We start from the raw sequence: 18,573 nt of genomic DNA, 5'->3' as shown, positions 1-18,573 counted from the left end.
GGGGAAACCTACCCGCGCCCTCCGGCCCGGGGGAGTTACCAGCGCATGTGAACGTCCTCGGCCCAGCCCAGGAGGTGTTCCACGGCGATGTCGGCGCCGTCGTCGGTGCGGATCCGGCCGTCGTAGTACCCGAAGCGCTGGTCGGTGCGGTTGGCGATCAGGCCGACGTCCGTGTGCACGGCCCGGTTGTGGAACGGCGTGAACGTCAGGTCCACCTGGCCGGACAGGGGCGTCCGGAGTGTCCAGGGGGCGAGTGGGTCGGAGGCGGACCACCCCCAGTCGAGCTCCTCGCCGATCTTCGTGAGCCGGCCGTCCACGCAGAGGCCGTTCTCGGTGGAGCCGGTGCCCTCGGTCCAGCGGCCGCCGAACTGGAGGCCGACCGTGTGCCCGCCCGTACGGCCGGACGCGGCGGCCCAGTTCCACGCGACGGTGCGTGGCCAGCGCCCGCGCCCGTGGTCCAGGACGGCCCACGTCTCGTCGTCCTCCCCGCCGAACGTCAGGAGCTCGCTGCCGATGCGTACCCGGCCGGTGGCGGGGAGCGCCGTGTGCTTGGAGGTGTACTGGAAGCGCTGCTCGCTCCACGGCACGACGACGGAGAGCGACTCGTGTCCCTCCGGCCTCGACACCAGGAGGCCGACCTCGAGCGGCAGCCGCTCCGGGGTCAGGCAGCGGGCCCGCAGCCTCGTCCCGGCGTTCTCGTCCCGGATCTCGATGCGTACCTTGCCCCTCGTCGGCCGGGCGGGACCGACGACCACGTCCTCGGAGCCCGGCGCCCCTGCGACGGTGTCCGGGAGACGGACGCCCCGGCCGGCGGGGACGATCGAGGAGCACTCGAACTCGCGTCCACCGGGGCCGAACTCCAGGACGTACACCGTGTTCAGTGCCAGAAAGTCGAGATCGCTCACGGTCAGGGCCACCAGATGGGTGGGTGTGGTCACGCACCAGTGCTCCCACCGCTTCGTCCGGCCCCAGCCCTTCAGATTGGCGCGGTGCAGCGGCTTCCGGGACCAGCCGACGGCAGCCGGGTTCAGGCTGCCGTCGGGCAGGCAGAGGTCGACGGGCTCGGTGATCTCGTGCTCGTGCGTCGCCATGGCCGGAGCCTATAGCGGCACGGCGTCCCGCCAGGTCACGGCTCCACGCGCGCCGGGTGGGGTCCGCCCGGCCCTGCGCGGGCGGCCCGGACCGGCTTCCGGAGCCCCGCGCGGGCGGCCCGGTTCCGGTGGCGGGGGCACCCCATAACGCGGCGGTAGGGGACGGACGGGATCTCCTGTGCCGGAAGGCGCGCCGCTACGTTTTCGGCAGTTCCCCCGCCGGCTCCGCTCCCCCGGAGCCGGAAGCCCCCTGCATGCAAGGAGAGTGACGTGGAGACAGCCATGCTCCGCAGACGCGCGTTCGCCGCAGGAGCCGCCACCGTGGCGGTCGGCGCGCTCGCCCTCGCCGGTCTGACCGGTGTCGCCTCGGCGGGCCAGACGGACGGCGCCGCGCCCGCGACCGCTGACCGGCTCTCGCCGGGACTGGTCGAGGCGATGAAGCGCGACCTGGGTCTCGACGCGGACGAGGCCAGGGCACGGATAGCCGGCGAATACCGGGCGGCGGCCGTGGCGGCGGCCCTGGAGAGGAGCCTGGGCGCGGACTTCGCCGGAGCCCGTCTGAGTGAGGACGCGGCTGTCGTGACCGTCGCCACCACCGACCGCGCCGACGTCCCCCGGATCACCGCTGCGGGAGCCCGCGCCGAGGTCGTCGGCCACAGCCTGGACCGCCTGGAAGCGGCCAAGGCGGCGCTGGACGAGGTGGCACTGGACAACGCGCCGCGGGACGTGCCCTCCTGGTACGTCGACGTCCGCACCAACCGCCTGGTGGTCAACGCCGCCAGGACAGCGGCGGCGGACCGTCTCCTCACCGCCGCCGGGGTGGCCCGTGATCTGGTGCGCATCGACCGCTCGGCCGAGCGGCCCCGCGCCTACGCGGATCTGCGGGGCGGCGACGCGTACTACATGAACGGCTCGGGCCGGTGTTCCATCGGCTTCCCCGTCAAGCGCGGCACGCAGAACGGCTTCGTCACCGCCGGGCACTGCGGGACGCCCGGCGTCACCACCACGGGGGTCAACCAGCAGTCACAGGGGTCCTTCCAGGGCTCCACCTTTCCCGGCCGTGACTACGCCTGGGTCGCGACGAACGCCAACTGGACCCCCCGGGCCCTGGTGAACGGGTACGGCAAGGGCGACGTGACCGTGGCCGGGTCCACCCAGGCGGTGGTGGGTTCCTCGGTCTGCCGCTCGGGTTCCACCACGGGCTGGCACTGCGGCACCATCCAGCAGCACAACAGCAGTGTCACCTACCCGGAGGGCACGATCTCCGGCGTGACCCGCACCAGTGTGTGCGCCGAACCCGGTGACTCGGGAGGCTCCTTCATCTCCGGCAGCCAGGCGCAGGGCGTCACCTCCGGCGGCTCCGGGAACTGCTCCCAGGGCGGTACGACGTACTACCAGCCGGTCAATCCGGCGCTGGCCGCGTACGGACTGACCCTCGTCACCAGCGGTACACCGACGGATCCGCCCACCGACCCGACCGACCCGCCGACCGAGCCGGGCGGCACGTGGGCCGCGGGCACGACCTACGCCGCCGGTGCGGTGGTGACCTACGGCGGTGCGAGCTACCGCTGTCTGCAGGGGCACCGGGCCCAGTCCGGCTGGCAGCCGCCGAACGTCCCCGCGCTCTGGCAGCGGATCTGACGGCCCCGCCCTCGCACCCGCGCTCCGAGGAATTCCGTCGACCCCGAGGAATCAGCCATGACCGAGAGTTCAGCCGTGCCCCCGGAAGCCATCGGTGGGGGCTCGCACGGTGCCGCCGACGCCGGCCCGGCCGGCCGCCCGCTCAGCCGTAAGAACCTCCTGCGGGCCGCCTTCGCAGCCGGTGCCGTGCCCCTGATCACCGGCGGGAGCATCGCCCTGGCCCGTGACACCGGCCACCGGGGCACCCCCTTGCCGCTCACGCCGGCGTGCGACGACGGGGACGACCCGACCCCCGCGCAGATGGAGGGCCCCTACTTCAAGCCCGACTCCCCGCTGCGAACCAGCCTGGTGGCCCCCGGCACCTCCGGCACCCCGCTGACCGTGAGCGGTTACGTGTTCGGCCGTGCCTGCAGGCCACTGCCGGGGGTGCTGCTCGACTTCTGGCAGGCGGACGCCCGCGGCTCCTACGACATGAGCGGATTCGCCTTCCGCGGGCACCAGTTCACCGGTGCGGACGGCGCCTTCACGCTCACCACCGTGGTGGCCGGTCTGTACCCCGGCCGCACCCGGCACATCCACGTGAAGGCACAGGCACCCGGCCGGCCCGTGCTGACCACGCAGCTGTACTTCCCGGGTGAGCCGCGCAACGCCACCGACGCCCTCTACGACCCGGCGCTGCTGATGTACGTGCGCACCGCGGGATCCGGACGGCAGGGCACCTTCGACTTCGTGCTCGACGTCGCGCAGCAGCCGGACCCCACCGACCCGCCGACTGATCCCCCTACCGGGCCGCCGGGCCGTATCTGGGCGGCGGGGACCTCCTACCGTGCCGGTGACCGTGTGACCCACGGCGGCCTCCCGTACCGCTGTCTCCAGACACACGCGGCCGTCGCCGGGTGGGAGCCGCCGCTGGTCCCCGCGCTGTGGGAGCGCGGGTAGAGACGCGGCACCCGTCCGGGCCGGGGCTCAGCCCCGGCCCGGACGTCCGGCCGCCGGCCTGCGTCATTTGGCGTCCGAGTAGCGCTCGACGACCGCCGTGCTGAATGGGAAACGCACCGGTGTCCGACCGAACGCGACCCGGCCCGCCAGCTCCCCCGCCTCGCGGATCGCCCCCACGACGGCGGGTGCCTCCCCGGCCGGGCAGTGCACGATCACCTCGTCGTGCTGGAAGAACACCAGCTCGGCCCGCATCCCTTCGGCGGCGAGCGTCCGCCGCAGCGCCGCAAGGAGCAGCAGCGCCCAGTCCGCGGCGCTGCCCTGGACCACGAAGTTGCGGGTGAACCGGCCGCGCGCCCGTGCGTTCGACGAGGCGTAGCCCGGAACGAACCCGTACGTGCTCGCGCCGTCCCCGGCCGGTGTCTCCTCGCTCTCCTGGGGGATACCCGCCTCCCCGTCCTCGCCGGCCCCGGCGGCGGGCGGGCTCGTGCGGCCCAGCCAGGTGCGGACGAGGCGTCCCTCCTCGCCGGCCTTCGCCGCGTCGTCCACGTAGGCGACGGCATGCGGGAACCGCCGCCGCAGGGCCGCCAGGTTCTTGAGGCCGTCTCCCGACGTCTGTCCGTAGATCGCGCCCAGCAGTGCGATCTTGGCGTGGTCACGGTCACCGTGGAACGCCCGGTCCGACAGGGCCTTGTAGAGGTCGCCCTCGTGCCCGGCCACCTCCATCAGTCCCCGGTCGCGGGAGATCGCGGCCAGCACGCGGGGCTCCATCTGGTCGGCGTCCGCCACGACCAGCCGCCAGCCCTCGTCGGCGACGACCGCCTGGCGTATCACCTTGGGGATCTGGAGGGCCCCGCCGCCGTTGGTCGTCCAGCGTCCGCTGACCGTGCCGCCCGGCTGGTACTCGGGGCGGAAACGGCCTTCGCGTACCCAGTCCTGCAGCCAGCTCCAGCCGTGCGCCGTCCACACGCGGTACAGCTTCTTGTAGCGGATCAGCGGCTCCACCGCCGGGTGGTCGAGCTCCTCCAGCTCCCACCGCCGGGTCGACCTGACCTTGATCCCGGCCTGCGCGAACGCCTTGATGACATCGGCCGGCAGGTCAGGCCGCACCCGTCTGCCGAAGGCCGCCGACACCTCGTCCGCCGCCTCGGCCAGCCTGCGTGGTTCGCCCCCGCCGGCGTACCGCTCGCCGAGCAGCTCGTGCAGCACCTCCCGGTGGACGTCGGCCCGCCAGGGGAGCCCGGCGCCGTTCATCTCGGCGGCGACCAGCATGCCCGCGGACTCGGCCGCCGTGAGCAACCGCATCCTGCCGGGGTGCTCCGCCGCGTCGTGGCGGCGCAGCTGCTCGGCGTAGACCTGGAGCAGCGCGTCGAACGGCAGGTCGGTCCCGGAGCGCGGTTCGAAGAGGGAGGACTGGGAGCCGGGCTCCGCCGAGCGGGGCGGCGGATCGGGTGGGACCGGCGCGTGACGCAGACGTGCCCAGGCCGAGGCGGCGGAGCGCGGCTCCCCGAGCCGCCCCTCGTGGCCGAGCAGCAGGAGCTCGGCGCACTCGATGTCGTAACACCGCTCGACCCGCACGCCGGCCGCGAGCAGCCGGGGGTAGATCCCCGCGGTCGAACGCCACACCCAGCGGACCACTCCGGGGCGGGAGCGGACGGACTCGACGAGGTCGGGCTCGGCCAGGACGGGGCCGGCGGGCAGACCGTCGCGCGTCAGCGGCGCGAGGAGTGCGCCGCCTCCTTCCGCGGGGGCCAGAGCCCAGCGTTCGGTCATGCGGCCGAGTCTCGCACCCCGCACTGACAGCGGCCCGCGGCGAGGGACGCCGCGCCGCGCCGCTCACCGGGCGGGCCCGCGCGACTGCCGGGAGGATCGGGGTGCGGTGCGCGCGGCGCGCACGGGGATCCGGCAGGCGGTGGAGGAGACGGTGATGGAAGCGATCGTGTTCGAGGAGTTCGGCGGCCCCGAGGTCCTGCGCCTGGCCCAGGTCGAGGACGTGCACGCCGGCCCCGGGCAGATCCGGGTGGAGGTCAGGGCGGCCGGGGTCAATCCCATCGACCACAAGATCCGCAACGGGTGGATGGAGGCGGCGTTCCCCACTCCGCTGCCCGCCACACCCGGCAGTGAGTTCGCCGGGGTCGTCGACGAGACCGGCGAGGGCGTCACGGAGTACGCGGTCGGTGACGAGGTCCTCGGCCGGAGCACGACCGGGGCGTACGCGGCGTACGTCCTGGCCGACGTGGGCGCGGTCGCGCCCAAGCCGGAGGGGCTGGGCTGGGCGGAGGCCGCCGCGCTGCCCGTCGCGACCGCGACCGCCGTCCGCGTGCTCGACGAGCTCGCGGTGTCGGCGGGCGAGACCCTGCTGGTGCACGGGGCGTCCGGCGCGGTCGGTTCCGCCGCCGTCCAGCTGGCGGCGGTCCGCGGGGCAACCGTCGTCGGGACCGCCTCACCGGCCAATCACGATTACCTGCGGGTGCTCGGCGCGGTCCCGGTGGCGTACGGGGAAGGGCTGGTGGACCGGGTGCGGGAGGCCGCGCCGCAGGGCGTGGACGCGGTGTTCGACGTGGCGGGCAGGGGCGCCCTCGCGGACTCGGTGGAGCTGCGCGGCGGGACGGCCGAGCGGATCGCCACCATCGCCGACCCGGAGGCGGCCCACTACGGGGTGGCCTTCTCGGCGGGTGGCGGGAGCAGCCCGGACGAGGGGAGGCGGCTGGCGGAGCACGCGGAGGCGGCGGCGGTGGGCGGCCTCCGGATCCCCGTGGAACGGACCTTCGCCCTCGGGGAGGCGGCGCGTGCCCAGCAGCTCAGCGAGGCCGGGCATGTGCGCGGCAAGCTCGTCCTGCTCCCCGGGGAGGGCTGAGCGGCCGGCCGCCGCCTACCCTGGCCGGATGGAATCGGTGATCGACCGGGCGTGCGCCGCGGCCCTGTACTCGGACGGCGACGCGGGCCTGGACACCGGCGCCTCCCTCCTCGCCGCGGACCCGTCCGCCGACGAGGAGCTGCACCGCCGGGGTGAGGAGTTCGTCCGGCGGGCCTGGGAGCGCGGCTGGCAGCCGGCCGACGTCGTACGGACCGTCCGGCGCGAGCTGGACGAGGCCGGGGCCGCGCTCGCCGCCGGGCTGATCGCGTCGGAGACGGCGGGGTACGGGGCGCTGCCGGCGCGCTGGGCGGACCAGCTCGCCGCGATGCCCGACCCGGCGCCCCGCAACCGGCCCGACCGCTTCACGTACGCCTCCGCCCTCCTCGAACTGTTCCGGCTGTTGCTGCGGCTCCCGGTCATCGAGCCGGTGGGTCCGCCGCCCGGCACGGCGGCCGGCGCCCCGCACCGGCCGCCGGCCCCTGGCGAGCCCCGCATGCTCACCAGGATCCGGGCCCTGCTGGCCAAGGCGGAGGCGACGGGTTTCCCGGAGGAGGCCGAGGCGCTCACCACGAAGGCGCAGGAGCTGATGGCCCGGCACAGCATCGACGAGGCGCTGCTCGCGGCCCGTACGCACAGTGCCGATACGCCGGGAGCCCTGCGGATCGGGGTCGACGCCCCGTACGAGAGCGCGAAGGCCGTCCTGCTCGACTCCGTCGCCTCGGCGAACCGCTGCCGTGCCGTCTGGAACAGCGATCTCGGCTTCTCCACGGTCGTGGGCTTCGAACCGGACCTGGAGGCCGTGGAACTGCTCTTCACCTCCCTGCTGGTGCAGGGCACCGCCGCGATGACGAAGGCGGAGGCAGGGCAGCGGGCCGGCGGACGCAAGCGGACCAAGGCCTTCCGGCAATCCTTCCTGATGGCGTACGCCCAGCGCCTGGGCAGCCGTCTCGCGGCGGACACCGCACGGGTCACCGCGGCGGCCGGCTCGGCGGCCGGCCCCGGGGGCGGTGAGCGGGAAGCCGGCGCCCTGCTTCCGGTCCTGGCCGCCAGGGACGTCGCCGTCACGGGTGCCGCGGAGCGGATGTTCCCGAGGACCACCACGACCCGGCTGCGCGGCGCGACGGACGCCGAGGGGTGGACGCACGGCACGGCTGCCGCCGACCGGGCCCGGATGGGGCGCGGGGAGCCGGAGATCCGCCGTCAGGCCGACGGTGCGGCATAAGCCGGGATTGTCGGAGAAGCCCGTTACGCTCGCTCCATGAGCTGGCTCAGGGCGCTGAGGGACACCGCCCGCTCGGGGCTGACGATCGAGCGGCGACGTCTCGAACCGCTCATCGCGCTGCGGGGTGCCGCCGGTCTCGCCCTCGTCGTCGGGGTGAGCCTGGCGCTCTTCGGCCCGGCGATCGCCGCCGGCTCCGCGTTCGGCGCGTTCCAGGCGGCCATCGCGACCTTTCAGCGCAGCTGGCGCCCCAGGCCGGTACTCGCGCTGGTCTCCGGAGCCAGTCTGGCGGTGTCGACCTTCGTCGGTTACGTCACCGTCTCCCACACCGTCCTGTTCCTGGTCCTGCTGGTCCTGTGGACCTTCGCCGCGGGGATGACCTGGGCGGCGGGCCCGACCGGCGGCATCATCGCGGGCTCCAACGTGGCGATCATGCTGGTCACGATCACCCTGCCCACATCCGTCGCCGACGCCGCCGCACACGCCGCGATGATGGCGTTCGGCGGGCTCGTCCAGGCGGCCCTGATCGTGCTGTTCCCGGTCCGCAGGTGGGGGGCCCAGCGCGACGCCCTCGCCGACGCCCTGGCCGGCGAGGCGGACTACGCCCGCAGGCTGCGGCACGACCCGGTCGCGCCCTTCGACCCCGTACCCCTGATGACCGCGCGCAACGCCGCCGCCGTCACCCCGCGCCAGGCCCGGCGCCGCCCCGCCGACCTGCACGGCGCGCGCGGGGTCGCCGAGCGGCTGCGGCCGGTCCTCGCCTCACTGGCGGACCCCGCCCTGGGCGTCCCGGCCGAGGGACCCGAACGCTACTGGGCGCGGGAGATCCTCGGCGCGGCCGGATCCCTGCTCGACTCCGCGGCCCGTGCGGTCCGCCACGGGGACCCGGTGCGGCTGGACGAGACGGCGCTGTCCGTACTCAAGTCACCCGACACCGAGGTCATCCTCACCGGCCCTCCCCGCCGGGCCGCCGACCGGCTCACCTCGCTGCTCGCCGACGTCGTCGAGATCGCCGAGGGGACCGGTACGGACGACCGGACGCCCGGCGAGCCGCTCGTACCGCACCGTCGACGGCCCACCCTGCTGCGGCTGGTCCCCGTCATCTACCGCTCCATGCGCCGCGAGCTGCACCGGGGGTCGACGATCCTGCGCCACGCCCTACGGGTGTCGGCGGTGACGGCGGCGGGCTATGTGATCGGGGGTGTGCTGCCGCTCGGCCACGGCTACTGGGCACCCATGACCGCCGTCATGGTCATGCGCCCGGAGTTCACCCAGACGTACTCGCGGTCGGTGGCCCGCTTCCTGGGCACCGTGCTCGGCGTGGCCGTCGCCACCGGCATCGTGCAGGCCGCCCACCCGGACGCGGAGCTCTCCGCCCTGCTCGCCGTCGTCAGCGCCGGGCTGATGTACCTGCTGATGCGCACCGGGTACGCGGTCAGCCAGGTCTGCGTCTCCGCCTACGTCGTCTTCCTGCTCGGCATGGCGGGCGACGACTGGTCGCAGACCGTGCCCGAGCGGGTCGTCCTGACGCTCGCCGGAGGGCTCCTCGCCATGGCGGCGTACGCCCTCTACCCGGCCTGGGAGACGCCCAGGCTGCGCGACCGGCTCGCCACCTGGGTGATCACGGACGGGCGCTACGCGGCCACGGTCCTCGACCGGTACGCCGATCCCGCGTCCAGGAGTCCGGACGACGTGCGCGGCGCTCTCCTCACCACCCGGGAGGCCCGCGTCGCCTGGCAGGAGGCGCTGGAGACGGCCCGGCACGAGCCCGTACGCCACCGGGGCATCTCCAGGACCTCCGCGGCGGACGCCCAGGACGCGCTCGCCCAGTTCGGACGGGTCGCCATGCTCATGGAGGCCCATCTCCCCGCCGCCTCCGCCACGCCCGTGCCCGAGGCCGCCGGACTGGCCGAGGCGCTTCGCCGGTCCACCGAGGAGGGAGCCAAGGCGGTGCGGGAGCGTCGCGTGCCGGACTGGGAGCGGGTCAGGGAGGTGCTCGCACGCCAGGACGCCGCCCAGGGGCCCCCACCCGATTCCTTCGTGCGCAACGGGGCCACCCTGCTGCTCCGCGCGCTGGAGGACTTCTCCCGGGCGCTGGAGATCAGCAGCGGGCGGGCGTAGGAGGCAGCCGCGAAGAGCGCCCGGCAGGGGGCGGGTGGTGCGGCGAGTGCGGAAATCCCCGGGGATTCACGGCCGGAGGGACGTGTCCGGTAACCAGGGCGCACTGAACAATCTCTGTGAACGGGAGCCGAATTGGCGTTCCGTGCGTCTGTTCCTCATAGAGGTGGGGAGAGGGGCGGACGCAGGAGCGCGCGGATCAGTGGGCGACGCTGTAATCGCGTGCGCACCCGGCGTGCACGTGCATCTGCTCATGCATTGGCATATGAACACAGCTATGATCCGAGCTAGTTGACATTTGCACCTTGCAACTCGGGGAGCGTCCTGTGCACCACGTGTACAACGGCATGGCGGCCACAGAGCTTCGCGGGGTCGTCTGGCAGAAGAGCAGACACAGCAACTCCCAGGGCTCGTGCGTGGAGTTCGCGAAACTGCCCGGCGGAAATGTGGCGATGCGCAACTCGCGCCACCCTGACGGGCCCGCGCTGGTCTACACGCCGGCCGAGATCGAGGCGTTGCTGCTCGGCGTCAAGGACGGGGAGTTCGACCACCTGGCCGCGGGCGGCTGACCGCTACGGAGTTCACCGCCGACCCGGCCGCACGCCGCCGCCGGTGGTGACTACAGGCTGTCGGAGAACGCGTCGAGCGGGCAGGGGCGTTCCGGCGCCGTCTGGTCCGTCAGCCGGAACAGGGCCCAGACCACCTTGCCGAGTCCGCCGTCGGGCGGCGTGTCCCCGGCCGGCACGGGGGAGGGGTGCCAGCCCCAGCTGTCACTGAACGACTCGACGAGGAACAACCCCCGGCCGGACTCGGCCGAATCGGGCGCCTCGCCCGCCACCGGACCCCTCTCGCTGGGGTCGCGCACGGCACAGACCAGCCGTGACGTCCAGCGCATCAGGTGCAGCCGTACGGAAGTGTCCTGGCGCCCCCGTGCCGCCTCGGCCGGGAGGGCGTGCCGGAGCGCGTTGGTGACCAGCTCGGACACGACGAGGGCGACGTCGTCGAAGTGGTCGCCCAGGTCCCAGGAGGTGAGTGTCGTGCGGGTGAACCTCCGTGCCCCGCCCACCGCTTCGAACCTGGCCGGGAGCGTGCAGGAAGCCGAGCCCGCGACCGCCGAGAGGTCGATGGGGGGAAGCCCCTGCCGTAACGGCTCGAGCGTCGTCGATCCATTCGTCCCCATGCGAGGCACTCCCGGGATTCGCGGCTGTAGCGGCACTGCTTCTGGCGGGCACTGCGGGTACAGCGGCACTGCACGAACGAGCACGTAGGTGCGCGAGGACCATGGTTCCCAATGCGCAGAGCAGATGCAAGGGCAGATGCACGTGCACGCGGCGGTTCTGCCCGGTAGCGTGCCGGTTCGGACTCATTTCTTCCACTTCACAGTTTTGGAGCTTTCGGAAAGTCTTGCCATCTCTGTAATCGAATGAGTACGGGCTGAAGCGTTTTGGTGGCAGAATCCGCCTCCGGGGTTCGGGGGAACCCCGGAGCAAGGGAAGCGATGGGGAGGGTTGGGAAGCCGGTGTCGGCAGGCGAGTCGAGTGGTTCTGTGGTGCGGCGCATCCTTCTGGGCTCACAGCTCAGGCGCCTGCGCGAGTCGCGCGGCATCACCCGTGAGGCGGCCGGCTACTCCATCCGCGCCTCCGAATCGAAGATCAGCCGCATGGAGTTGGGACGGGTGAGCTTCAAGGCCAGGGACGTCGAGGACCTGCTCACGCTGTACGGAGTCACGGACGAGGCGGAGCGGGAATCGCTCCTGGGCCTGGCCCGTGAGGCCAATGTGGCGGGCTGGTGGCACAGTTACGGTGATGTGCTGCCCGGCTGGTTCCAGACGTATATCGGTCTGGAGGGGGCGGCCTCGCTCATCCGGATCTACGAGGTCCAGTTCGTGCACGGTCTCCTGCAGACCGAGGCCTACGCGCACGCGGTCGTCGCGCGCGGCATGCCCGGCGCGCCCGCAGCCGAGATCGACCGCCGGGTCGCCCTACGGCTGGCGCGGCAGAAGGCGCTCGTCTCCGAGCGCGCCCCCCGCTTCCACGCCGTGCTCGACGAGGCGGCGCTGCGCCGTCCGTACGGCGGACGTGAGGTGATGCGCGCCCAGTTGCGACACCTGATCGACATGTCGGAGCAGCCGAACATCACCCTCCAGGTGATGCCTTTCAGCTTCGGCGGCCATGCCGGTGAGAGCGGGGCATTCACCATGCTGCGTTTTCCGGAATCCGATCTGTCGGACATCGTCTATCTGGAGCAGCTGACAAGTGCGCTCTATCTGGACAAGGCCGAAGAAGTCGCCCAGTACGAAAAAGCCATGGCCCGGCTTCACGAGGACAGCCCGGGCCCCGAGGAGAGCCGGGATCTTCTCCGGGGTCTCCTTCAACTGGCCTGATTCGCCAGTACGATGACAGACCGACAGGAGTCTGCGCCTGCAGTAAGGGATTGCATGTCCTTCCCCAGTGAACTGGCCCGCCAGTACATCGACGGCGAGTGGCTGACCGGCAGCGGCGCGTGGGACATCATCGACATCAATCCTTTCAACGGCGAGAAACTCTGCTCGGTCACCGTGGCCACCACGGCCGAAGTCGACCTGGCCTACCGCGCCGCCGAACGCGCCCAGCGGACATGGGCGGCAGTCAGTCCTCATGAGCGGCGGGATGTCCTCGACAACGCCGTGCGGCTCGTGGGGGAACGCAGTGCCGAGATCACCGAGCTGATCATCGACGAGCTCGGTGGCACGCGGGCGAGGGCGGAATACGAGGTCCGGGCGGCGCAGGAGTTCCTCCGGGAGGCCGCCGGGCAGGCTCTGCGCCCGGTGGCAGGGCTGATGCCGTCGATGGCCGACGGCAAGGAGAACCGGGTCTATCGGCTTCCCGTCGGGGTCGTCGGAGTGATCAGTGCGTTCAATTTCCCCTTTCTGGTGACGGTGAAGACCGTCGCCCCGGCGCTCGCCCTCGGCAACGCGGTCGTGGTGAAGCCCCACCAGAACGCCCCGATCGCCGGCGGCGGACTGGTGGCCCGCATCTTCGAGGACGCGGGGCTGCCCGCGGGGCTCCTCAACGTCCTGGTCACCGACAGCGCCGAGATCGGTGACTCGTTCATCGAGCACCCCGTGCCCAAGGTGATCTCGTTCACCGGCTCGGACCGGGTCGGCCGCCACGTCGCCGCCGTCGCCGCCGGACTCTTCAAGAAGACCATCCTCGAACTGAGTGGCAACAGCGCCCTCGTGGTGCTCGACGACGCGGACCTCGACCACGCGGTCCAGGCGGCCGTCTACAGCCGCTTCCTGTTCCAGGGCCAGGTCAGCATGGCCGCCAACCGCATCCTGGTGGACCGGTCAGTGGAGGAGGAGTTCACCGAGCGCTTCACCGCCGCGGTGTCGGCCCTCCCGTCGGGAGACCCGCGCGACCCCGGCACCCGCATCGGGCCGGTCATCAGCGCGTTCCAGGCCGAGGCGCTCACCGCGCTGGTCGACGGGGCGCTCGATGCCGGTGCGACCGCTCTCGTGCGCGGCCGCACGCGGGGGAACCTCGTCGAGCCGACCGTCCTGACGGGGCTGCCGGAGGGGTCACCGCTGCTGGAGCAGGAGATCTTCGGCCCCATAGCGCTGCTGCTGTCCTTCGACGGTGAGGACGAGGCCGTGCGCATCGTCAACGACAGCCCCTACGGGCTGAGCGGCGCCGTGCACACGGCGGACGCCGAGCGCGGGGTGCGGTTCGCCCGGCGTGTCCGGGGCGGGATGTTCCACGTCAACGGCGCGACGGTGCAGGACGATCCGGCGGTCGCGTTCGGGGGCGAGAAGAGGTCCGGCATGGGGCGCCTGAACGGCGAGGCCGCCGTGGAGGCGTTCACCACCCGGAAGTGGATCTCGGTGCAGCACGGGCGGACCGTCTTCCCCTTCTGAAGTCCTGAAGCGGCCGGACCCAGGACCTGCCGCTGCCCCGGCGCGCCAGGCGTCGCTCCGTGCGCCGGCCGCTGTGCCGTCCGGGCGAGGAGGCCGGCCGCCAGGCGGGGCAATGCCGACCTCTCCGGGGGACCCTGGGCGGCGGGAAGGCCCTCGGCCTGGTCCCGAGGCGGCGGGCTACTCTGGTCAAAGTTGAATACACAAGGGTGGTTGGTATGTCGGCGATCCGACTCCTGGTCCTCGGTGCCGTGCGCCAGCACGGCCGCGCGCACGGTTATCAGGTGCGCAACGACCTGGAGTACTGGGGCGCCCACGAGTGGTCCACCGCCAAGCCCGGATCGATCTACCACGCACTCAAGCAGATGGCCAAGCAGGACCTGCTGGTCGCCCATGAGGTCGCTCCGTCCACGGCCGGCGGCCCGCCCCGCACCGAGTACGAGATCACCGAGCGCGGCACCGAGGAGTTCTTCGCCCTGCTGCGTGCCTCGCTGACCTCCTACGACCAGAGCGTGGACGTACTCTCGGCCGGCATCGGCTTCATCGTGGACCTGGGCCGCGCCGAGGCGGTGGCTCTCCTGCGGGAGCGTGTCGCCGCCATCGAGGGCTGGCGGACGGCGGTGACGGAGCACTACACGCCGGAGGACGGGCCGGAGCAGCTCGGGCACATCGGCGAGATCATGAACATGTGGGTCCACTCGGCGGACGCGGGTGCCGAGTGGACCCGCGGGCTGATCGCGCGGATCGAGGCGGGCGCCTACACCTTCGCGGGAGAGGGCGAACCCTTCGTGGGGGTTCTCTCGGAGGGCCAGGAGAACCCCTACGCCACCGGGGAACCCGACCCGGGGGACCTCCAGTAATCAAGTTTGACGAATGGACTCGCCGGGTCTACCTTTCGCTTGCTAGTCAAGTTTGACTACAGAAGCGGAAGGCTGGTGGCGCCGTGAGTGACGCAATCGTCGTCGAGGGAGCACGCAAGCGGTACGGGGAGAAGCGGGCCCTGGACGGCCTCGATCTCGCCGTCCGGCGCGGAGCGGTGCACGGGGTGCTCGGCCCCAACGGGGCGGGAAAGACCACCGCCGTGCGCGTTCTGACCACCCTGCTGCGGCACGACGAGGGACGCGTGGAAGTGGCGGGCTTCGACGTGCGGTCCGAGGCGGCCGAGGTCAGGCGCCGGATCGGGCTGCTCGGGCAGCACGCGGCGGTGGACGAGGAGCTGGGCGGCCGCCAGAACCTGGAGATGTTCGGCCGGCTGTACCACCTGGGCGCGCGCCGGGCGGGCCTGCGGGCCGACGAACTGCTGGAGCGGTTCGGGCTCGCGGACACCGGGCGCAAGGCGGTGAAGCAGTACAGCGGCGGCATGCGGCGCCGTCTCGATCTGGCCGCGTCCCTGATCACCGACCCGGACGTGCTCTTCCTGGACGAGCCCACGACCGGGCTCGACCCACGCGGGCGGAACGAGGTCTGGAACGCCGTGCGCTCCCTGGCCGCCGGCGGGACCACCGTCCTGCTGACCACGCAGTATCTGGAGGAGGCGGACCAGCTCGCGGACCGGATCTCGGTGATGGACGACGGCCGGGCCATCGCGGAGGGCACGGCCGATCAGCTCAAGGCGATGGTCGGTGGTGACCGCGTCGACGTGGTCGTCCGCGACGCCCACCGGCTCGGTGAGGCGGCGTCGCTGCTCGGTGAGGAGGTGACCGTGGACGCCGACCGGCGGCTGATCGGCGCACCCGCCCCCGACCGCATGCGGGCTCTGACCCGCACCGTGCGGGTGCTGGAGGAGGCGGGCATCGAGGCGGAGGACATCGCGGTGCGCCGCCCCACGCTGGACGAGGTGTTCCTGGCGCTCACCGGTGCCGGGACGTCCGCAGCCATGGACGCGGAGGTGGCGGCATGAGTACGGCGACGGCGGGGCTCGGGCGCGTCGGCTGGGCGCTGGCCGACTCCTGGACGATGACCAGGCGCGAGCTCGCGCACTGGGCGAGGCAGCCCGTCCAGGTGGTCGTCGGCCTGGTCTTCCCGGTGATGCTGCTCCTGATGTTCAACTACCTGGTCGGCGGAGGCAGCGGGGTCGACGGGGACAACACCGAGTTCCTGCTGCCCGGGATGCTCGCGCTCACCATGGCCTTCGGCCTGGAGGGCACGATGCTGGCCGTCACCCAGGACCTGAACAAGGGGGTCGTCGACCGGTTCCGGTCCATGCCCATGGTCTCGGGCGCTGTGCTCGTCGGCCGGAGCGCCGCCGACATGCTCCAGTCGGTGGCCGCGCTCGCCGTGATGACGGGCGTCGGATACGTCCTCGGCTGGCGTTGGCACAACGGCGCGGCCGCCGCTCTCGGCGCACTGGGCCTGCTGCTCCTGCTGCGGTTCGCGATGCTGTGGGCGGGGATCCAGCTCGCGATGGTGGCGGGCAGGCCGGAGATGGTGCAGGCCGTGCAGTTCCTCGTGTGGCCGGTGGGTTTCCTCTCCAACGTCTTCGCGTCACCGCAGTCGATGCCGGGCTGGCTGGGCACGGTCGTCGAGTGGAACCCGATGTCGGCCACGGCGACCGCGGTACGCGGCCTGTTCGGCAACCCGGGTGGCCCGTCGGGTTCCTGGGCGGCCGAACACGCCGGACTCCTCGCGGTCCTCTGGCCGGTGGCGCTGACCGCGGTGTTCTTCCCGCTGGCGGTACGGAGGTTCGCCCGGCTCAGCCGCTGACCGGCCCGCCCGGGGCGTCAGTGGTGGAAGGCCGTCCGGGCGCCCACGTCCCGGGTGGCCGGGTGCGCCTGGGAGCGCAGTTCGGGCAGGAGCCCGCGCAGATCGTCCATCAGCATCTCCGCGAGGTCCGAGGAGAAGCCGTTGCGGCAGACGACGCGCAGCACCGACAGGTCCTGGCGGTTGGCGGGGAAGGTGTACGCGGGCACCAGCCAGCCGCGCTCGCGCAGTCGCCTCGACACGTCGAAGACGTCGTACGCCTTCACTTCGGGTTTCGTCGTCACCGCGAACACCGGAAGCTCGTCGCCCCGGGTGAGCAGTCTGAAGTCGTCCAGGTCCTCGAACTCCACGGCGAGCCGTCGCGCGATGTCCCGGGACGCCTGCTGGACCGCCCGGTAGCCCTCCCGGCCCAGTCGCAGGAAGGTGTAGTACTGCGCCACGACCTGCGCGCCGGGCCGGGAGAAGTTCAGCGCGAAGGTCGGCATGTCACCGCCCAGGTAGTTGACCCGGAAGACGAGCTCCTCGGGCAGCTCGGCCGGCGAGCGCCACAGAGCCCAGCCCACACCCGGGTAGACCAGGCCGTACTTGTGCCCGGAGGTGTTGATCGAGGAGACCCTGGGCAGCCGGAAGTCCCACACCAGGTCCTGGTCGAGGAACGGCGCCACCATCGCCCCGGACGCCCCGTCCACATGGACCGGGATGTCGAGCCCGGTGCGCTCCTGGAGGTCGTCCAGCGCCGCGCAGAGTTCGGCGACCGGTTCGTAGGAGCCGTCGAAGGTGGAGCCGAGGACGCCGACCACGCCGATGGTGTTCTCGTCGCACAGCTCGGCTGCCGCCTGCGGGTCCAGGTGGAAGCGCTCGCCGTCCATGGGGACCTGGCGGGGCTCGACCTCCCAGAACGTGCAGAACTTGTCCCAGCAGACCTGCACGTTCACGCCCATCACGAGATTGGGCCGCGCGGTGGCCGGATAGCGGTCGGTGTTCCTGGCGGCCCAGCGGCGCTTCAGCGCCATGCCCGCCAGCATGCAGGCCTCGCTGGAGCCCGTGGTCGAGCAGCCCACCGCCGACGACGGGTCGGGAGCGTTCCAGAGGTCGGCGAGCATCGCCACGCAGCGCCGCTCCAGCTCGGCGGTGCGCGGGTACTCATCCTTGTCGATCATGTTCTTGTCGCGGCACTCGCTCATCAGCACACCGGCCTGGGGTTCCATCCAGGTGGTGACGAACGTGGCGAGATTGAGCCGGGAGTTCCCGTCGAGCATCAGCTCGTCGTGGACGAGCCGGTAGGCGGTCAGCGGGGGCAGCGGGCCGTCAGGGAGCTGGTGCGTCGGCGGCGCCGCGACCATCGGGGCGGTGGGGTCGGCCTCCCCGAAGAACGGGTTGAGGGCGAGTCGGCGGTGCTCGTCGGACGGAGCGGCCGCGGCGTGCGAACCCTTGTGGAGCGCCATGACGTCCCTCTCAGTTCCCGGCCGCGAGTCCGGCCTTGACGGCCCGGGCGAACCTGACCACGCGCTCGGCCTGCACCCGCGCGGCGGTCAGGGTCTGCTCGGCGACGGGGATGTCACCCTGCCCCGATACGTGGGAGGTGCCGTACGGATTGCCGTCGACGAACTTCGAGGGGTCCGTGTAGCCGGGAGGGACCAGGATGCCGCCGAAGTGGTAGATCGTGTTGTACAGCGCCAGCAGGGTCGACTCCTGACCGCCGTGAGTGGTGCTGCTGGAGGTGAATCCGCTGTAGACCTTGTCGGCGAGCCGCCCCGCCTGCCAGAGGCCTCCCAGCGTGTCGAGGAACTGCTTGAGCTGGGCCGTGACATTGCCGTACCGGGTGGGTGTACCGAAGATCACCGCGTCCGCCCAGACCATGTCGTCCGGCGAGACCTCGGGGATGCCGGCGGTCGCCACGGCGTGCTCCGCCCAGGCCGGGTTGGAGTCGATGGCGGCCTGGGGCGCGAGTTCGGCGACCTTGCGCAGGCGCACCTGCGCGCCGGCCTTCTCGGCGTCCTTCGCGAGGGCCTTGGCGATCGTGGAGACGGTGCCGGTGGAGGAGTAGTAGATGACGGCGACGTTGACGGACGTGGACATGCTGGGACCTCCGTGCGTGGGATCGGGTGAGCGGAACCGG

Annotated in this window: 16 protein-coding genes; 11 read left to right on the top strand and 5 right to left on the bottom strand. The window is 72.4% G+C overall.

Annotation, left to right across the window (positions count from 1 at the left end; all coding sequences use genetic code 11):
* Positions 1 to 35: 35 nt before the first annotated feature.
* Positions 36 to 1,091 carry a DUF2804 domain-containing protein gene (locus tag ACHFIV_RS30405; RefSeq protein ID WP_398975693.1) on the bottom strand — a complete coding sequence of 352 codons (1,056 nt, stop codon included), beginning with the start codon at positions 1,089 to 1,091 and terminating at the stop codon, positions 36 to 38.
* A 270-nt stretch (positions 1,092 to 1,361) separates the two neighbouring features.
* Here ACHFIV_RS30405 and ACHFIV_RS30400 point away from each other — a divergent pair, with 270 nt between their 5' ends.
* Together ACHFIV_RS30400 and ACHFIV_RS30395 are read left to right on the top strand one after the other, a co-directional pair.
* Positions 1,362 to 2,732 (top strand): alpha-lytic protease prodomain-containing protein, encoded by a 1,371-nt coding sequence (locus ACHFIV_RS30400; RefSeq protein ID WP_398975691.1) that lies wholly within the window; start codon positions 1,362 to 1,364, stop codon positions 2,730 to 2,732.
* Positions 2,733 to 2,789: 57 nt separating this feature from the next.
* Positions 2,790 to 3,671, top strand: a complete 882-nt coding sequence (locus ACHFIV_RS30395) for a dioxygenase family protein (RefSeq protein WP_398975689.1) — start codon at positions 2,790 to 2,792, stop codon at positions 3,669 to 3,671.
* Between the two features lie 63 nt (positions 3,672 to 3,734).
* Here the strand turns inward: ACHFIV_RS30395 and ACHFIV_RS30390 are convergent, their stop codons facing one another.
* The gene (locus tag ACHFIV_RS30390) at positions 3,735 to 5,441 is read right to left on the bottom strand and encodes a bifunctional 3'-5' exonuclease/DNA polymerase (protein WP_398975687.1); all 1,707 of its coding nucleotides are present in this window, start codon (positions 5,439 to 5,441) and stop codon (positions 3,735 to 3,737) included.
* Between the two features lie 154 nt (positions 5,442 to 5,595).
* On the opposite strand from ACHFIV_RS30390, the gene ACHFIV_RS30385 reads away from it, so the two are divergent.
* The 4 genes from ACHFIV_RS30385 to ACHFIV_RS30370 all read left to right on the top strand — a co-directional run bounded on the left by ACHFIV_RS30385 (position 5,596) and on the right by ACHFIV_RS30370 (position 10,431).
* Positions 5,596 to 6,525 (top strand): NADP-dependent oxidoreductase, encoded by a 930-nt coding sequence (locus ACHFIV_RS30385; protein ID WP_398975685.1) that lies wholly within the window; start codon positions 5,596 to 5,598, stop codon positions 6,523 to 6,525.
* 28 nt (positions 6,526 to 6,553) lie between these two features.
* Positions 6,554 to 7,747 (top strand): DUF2786 domain-containing protein, encoded by a 1,194-nt coding sequence (locus tag ACHFIV_RS30380; protein WP_398975683.1) that lies wholly within the window; start codon positions 6,554 to 6,556, stop codon positions 7,745 to 7,747.
* Positions 7,748 to 7,783: 36 nt separating this feature from the next.
* Positions 7,784 to 9,865 carry an FUSC family protein gene (locus tag ACHFIV_RS30375; protein WP_398975681.1) on the top strand — a complete coding sequence of 694 codons (2,082 nt, stop codon included), beginning with the start codon at positions 7,784 to 7,786 and terminating at the stop codon, positions 9,863 to 9,865.
* Between the two features lie 323 nt (positions 9,866 to 10,188).
* Positions 10,189 to 10,431: a DUF397 domain-containing protein gene (locus tag ACHFIV_RS30370; protein ID WP_033296523.1), complete on the top strand. Its 243-nt coding sequence runs from the start codon at positions 10,189 to 10,191 to the stop codon at positions 10,429 to 10,431.
* Between the two features lie 50 nt (positions 10,432 to 10,481).
* Here the strand turns inward: ACHFIV_RS30370 and ACHFIV_RS30365 are convergent, their stop codons facing one another.
* Positions 10,482 to 11,042 (bottom strand): ATP-binding protein, encoded by a 561-nt coding sequence (locus ACHFIV_RS30365; RefSeq protein WP_398975679.1) that lies wholly within the window; start codon positions 11,040 to 11,042, stop codon positions 10,482 to 10,484.
* Positions 11,043 to 11,360: 318 nt separating this feature from the next.
* Between ACHFIV_RS30365 and ACHFIV_RS30360 the strand changes: the two genes are divergently transcribed.
* The 5 genes from ACHFIV_RS30360 to ACHFIV_RS30340 all read left to right on the top strand — a co-directional run bounded on the left by ACHFIV_RS30360 (position 11,361) and on the right by ACHFIV_RS30340 (position 16,457).
* Complete coding sequence (locus ACHFIV_RS30360; protein WP_398975678.1) at positions 11,361 to 12,245, top strand: helix-turn-helix domain-containing protein; 885 nt, start codon at positions 11,361 to 11,363, stop codon at positions 12,243 to 12,245.
* 54 nt (positions 12,246 to 12,299) lie between these two features.
* A complete protein-coding gene (locus ACHFIV_RS30355; protein ID WP_398975676.1) occupies positions 12,300 to 13,757 on the top strand; it encodes an aldehyde dehydrogenase family protein in 1,458 nt (485 codons plus the stop codon).
* A gap of 215 nt (positions 13,758 to 13,972) precedes the next feature.
* Entirely contained in the window at positions 13,973 to 14,614 is a 642-nt protein-coding gene (locus ACHFIV_RS30350; RefSeq protein ID WP_398975674.1) for a PadR family transcriptional regulator, read from the top strand.
* Positions 14,615 to 14,697: 83 nt separating this feature from the next.
* On the top strand, positions 14,698 to 15,654 hold the full coding sequence (locus ACHFIV_RS30345; RefSeq protein WP_398975672.1) for an ATP-binding cassette domain-containing protein: 957 nt from the start codon (positions 14,698 to 14,700) through the stop codon (positions 15,652 to 15,654).
* Positions 15,651 to 16,457 carry an ABC transporter permease gene (locus ACHFIV_RS30340; protein ID WP_398975671.1) on the top strand — a complete coding sequence of 269 codons (807 nt, stop codon included), beginning with the start codon at positions 15,651 to 15,653 and terminating at the stop codon, positions 16,455 to 16,457. Before ACHFIV_RS30345 ends, ACHFIV_RS30340 begins: the two co-directional genes overlap by 4 nt.
* A gap of 17 nt (positions 16,458 to 16,474) precedes the next feature.
* Here ACHFIV_RS30340 and ACHFIV_RS30335 read toward each other — a convergent pair whose 3' ends face one another.
* Positions 16,475 to 17,899 carry a glutamate decarboxylase gene (locus tag ACHFIV_RS30335; RefSeq protein ID WP_398975669.1) on the bottom strand — a complete coding sequence of 475 codons (1,425 nt, stop codon included), beginning with the start codon at positions 17,897 to 17,899 and terminating at the stop codon, positions 16,475 to 16,477.
* A gap of 10 nt (positions 17,900 to 17,909) precedes the next feature.
* Positions 17,910 to 18,533 carry an NAD(P)H:quinone oxidoreductase gene (wrbA, locus tag ACHFIV_RS30330; protein ID WP_398975667.1) on the bottom strand — a complete coding sequence of 208 codons (624 nt, stop codon included), beginning with the start codon at positions 18,531 to 18,533 and terminating at the stop codon, positions 17,910 to 17,912.
* Positions 18,534 to 18,573 lie beyond the last annotated feature (40 nt).

Origin of the sequence: Streptomyces sp. ALB3, from assembly GCF_044385685.1 — a bacterium.
Classification (GTDB): domain Bacteria; phylum Actinomycetota; class Actinomycetes; order Streptomycetales; family Streptomycetaceae; genus Streptomyces.
This window is presented reverse-complemented; position numbering and strand designations above follow the sequence as displayed.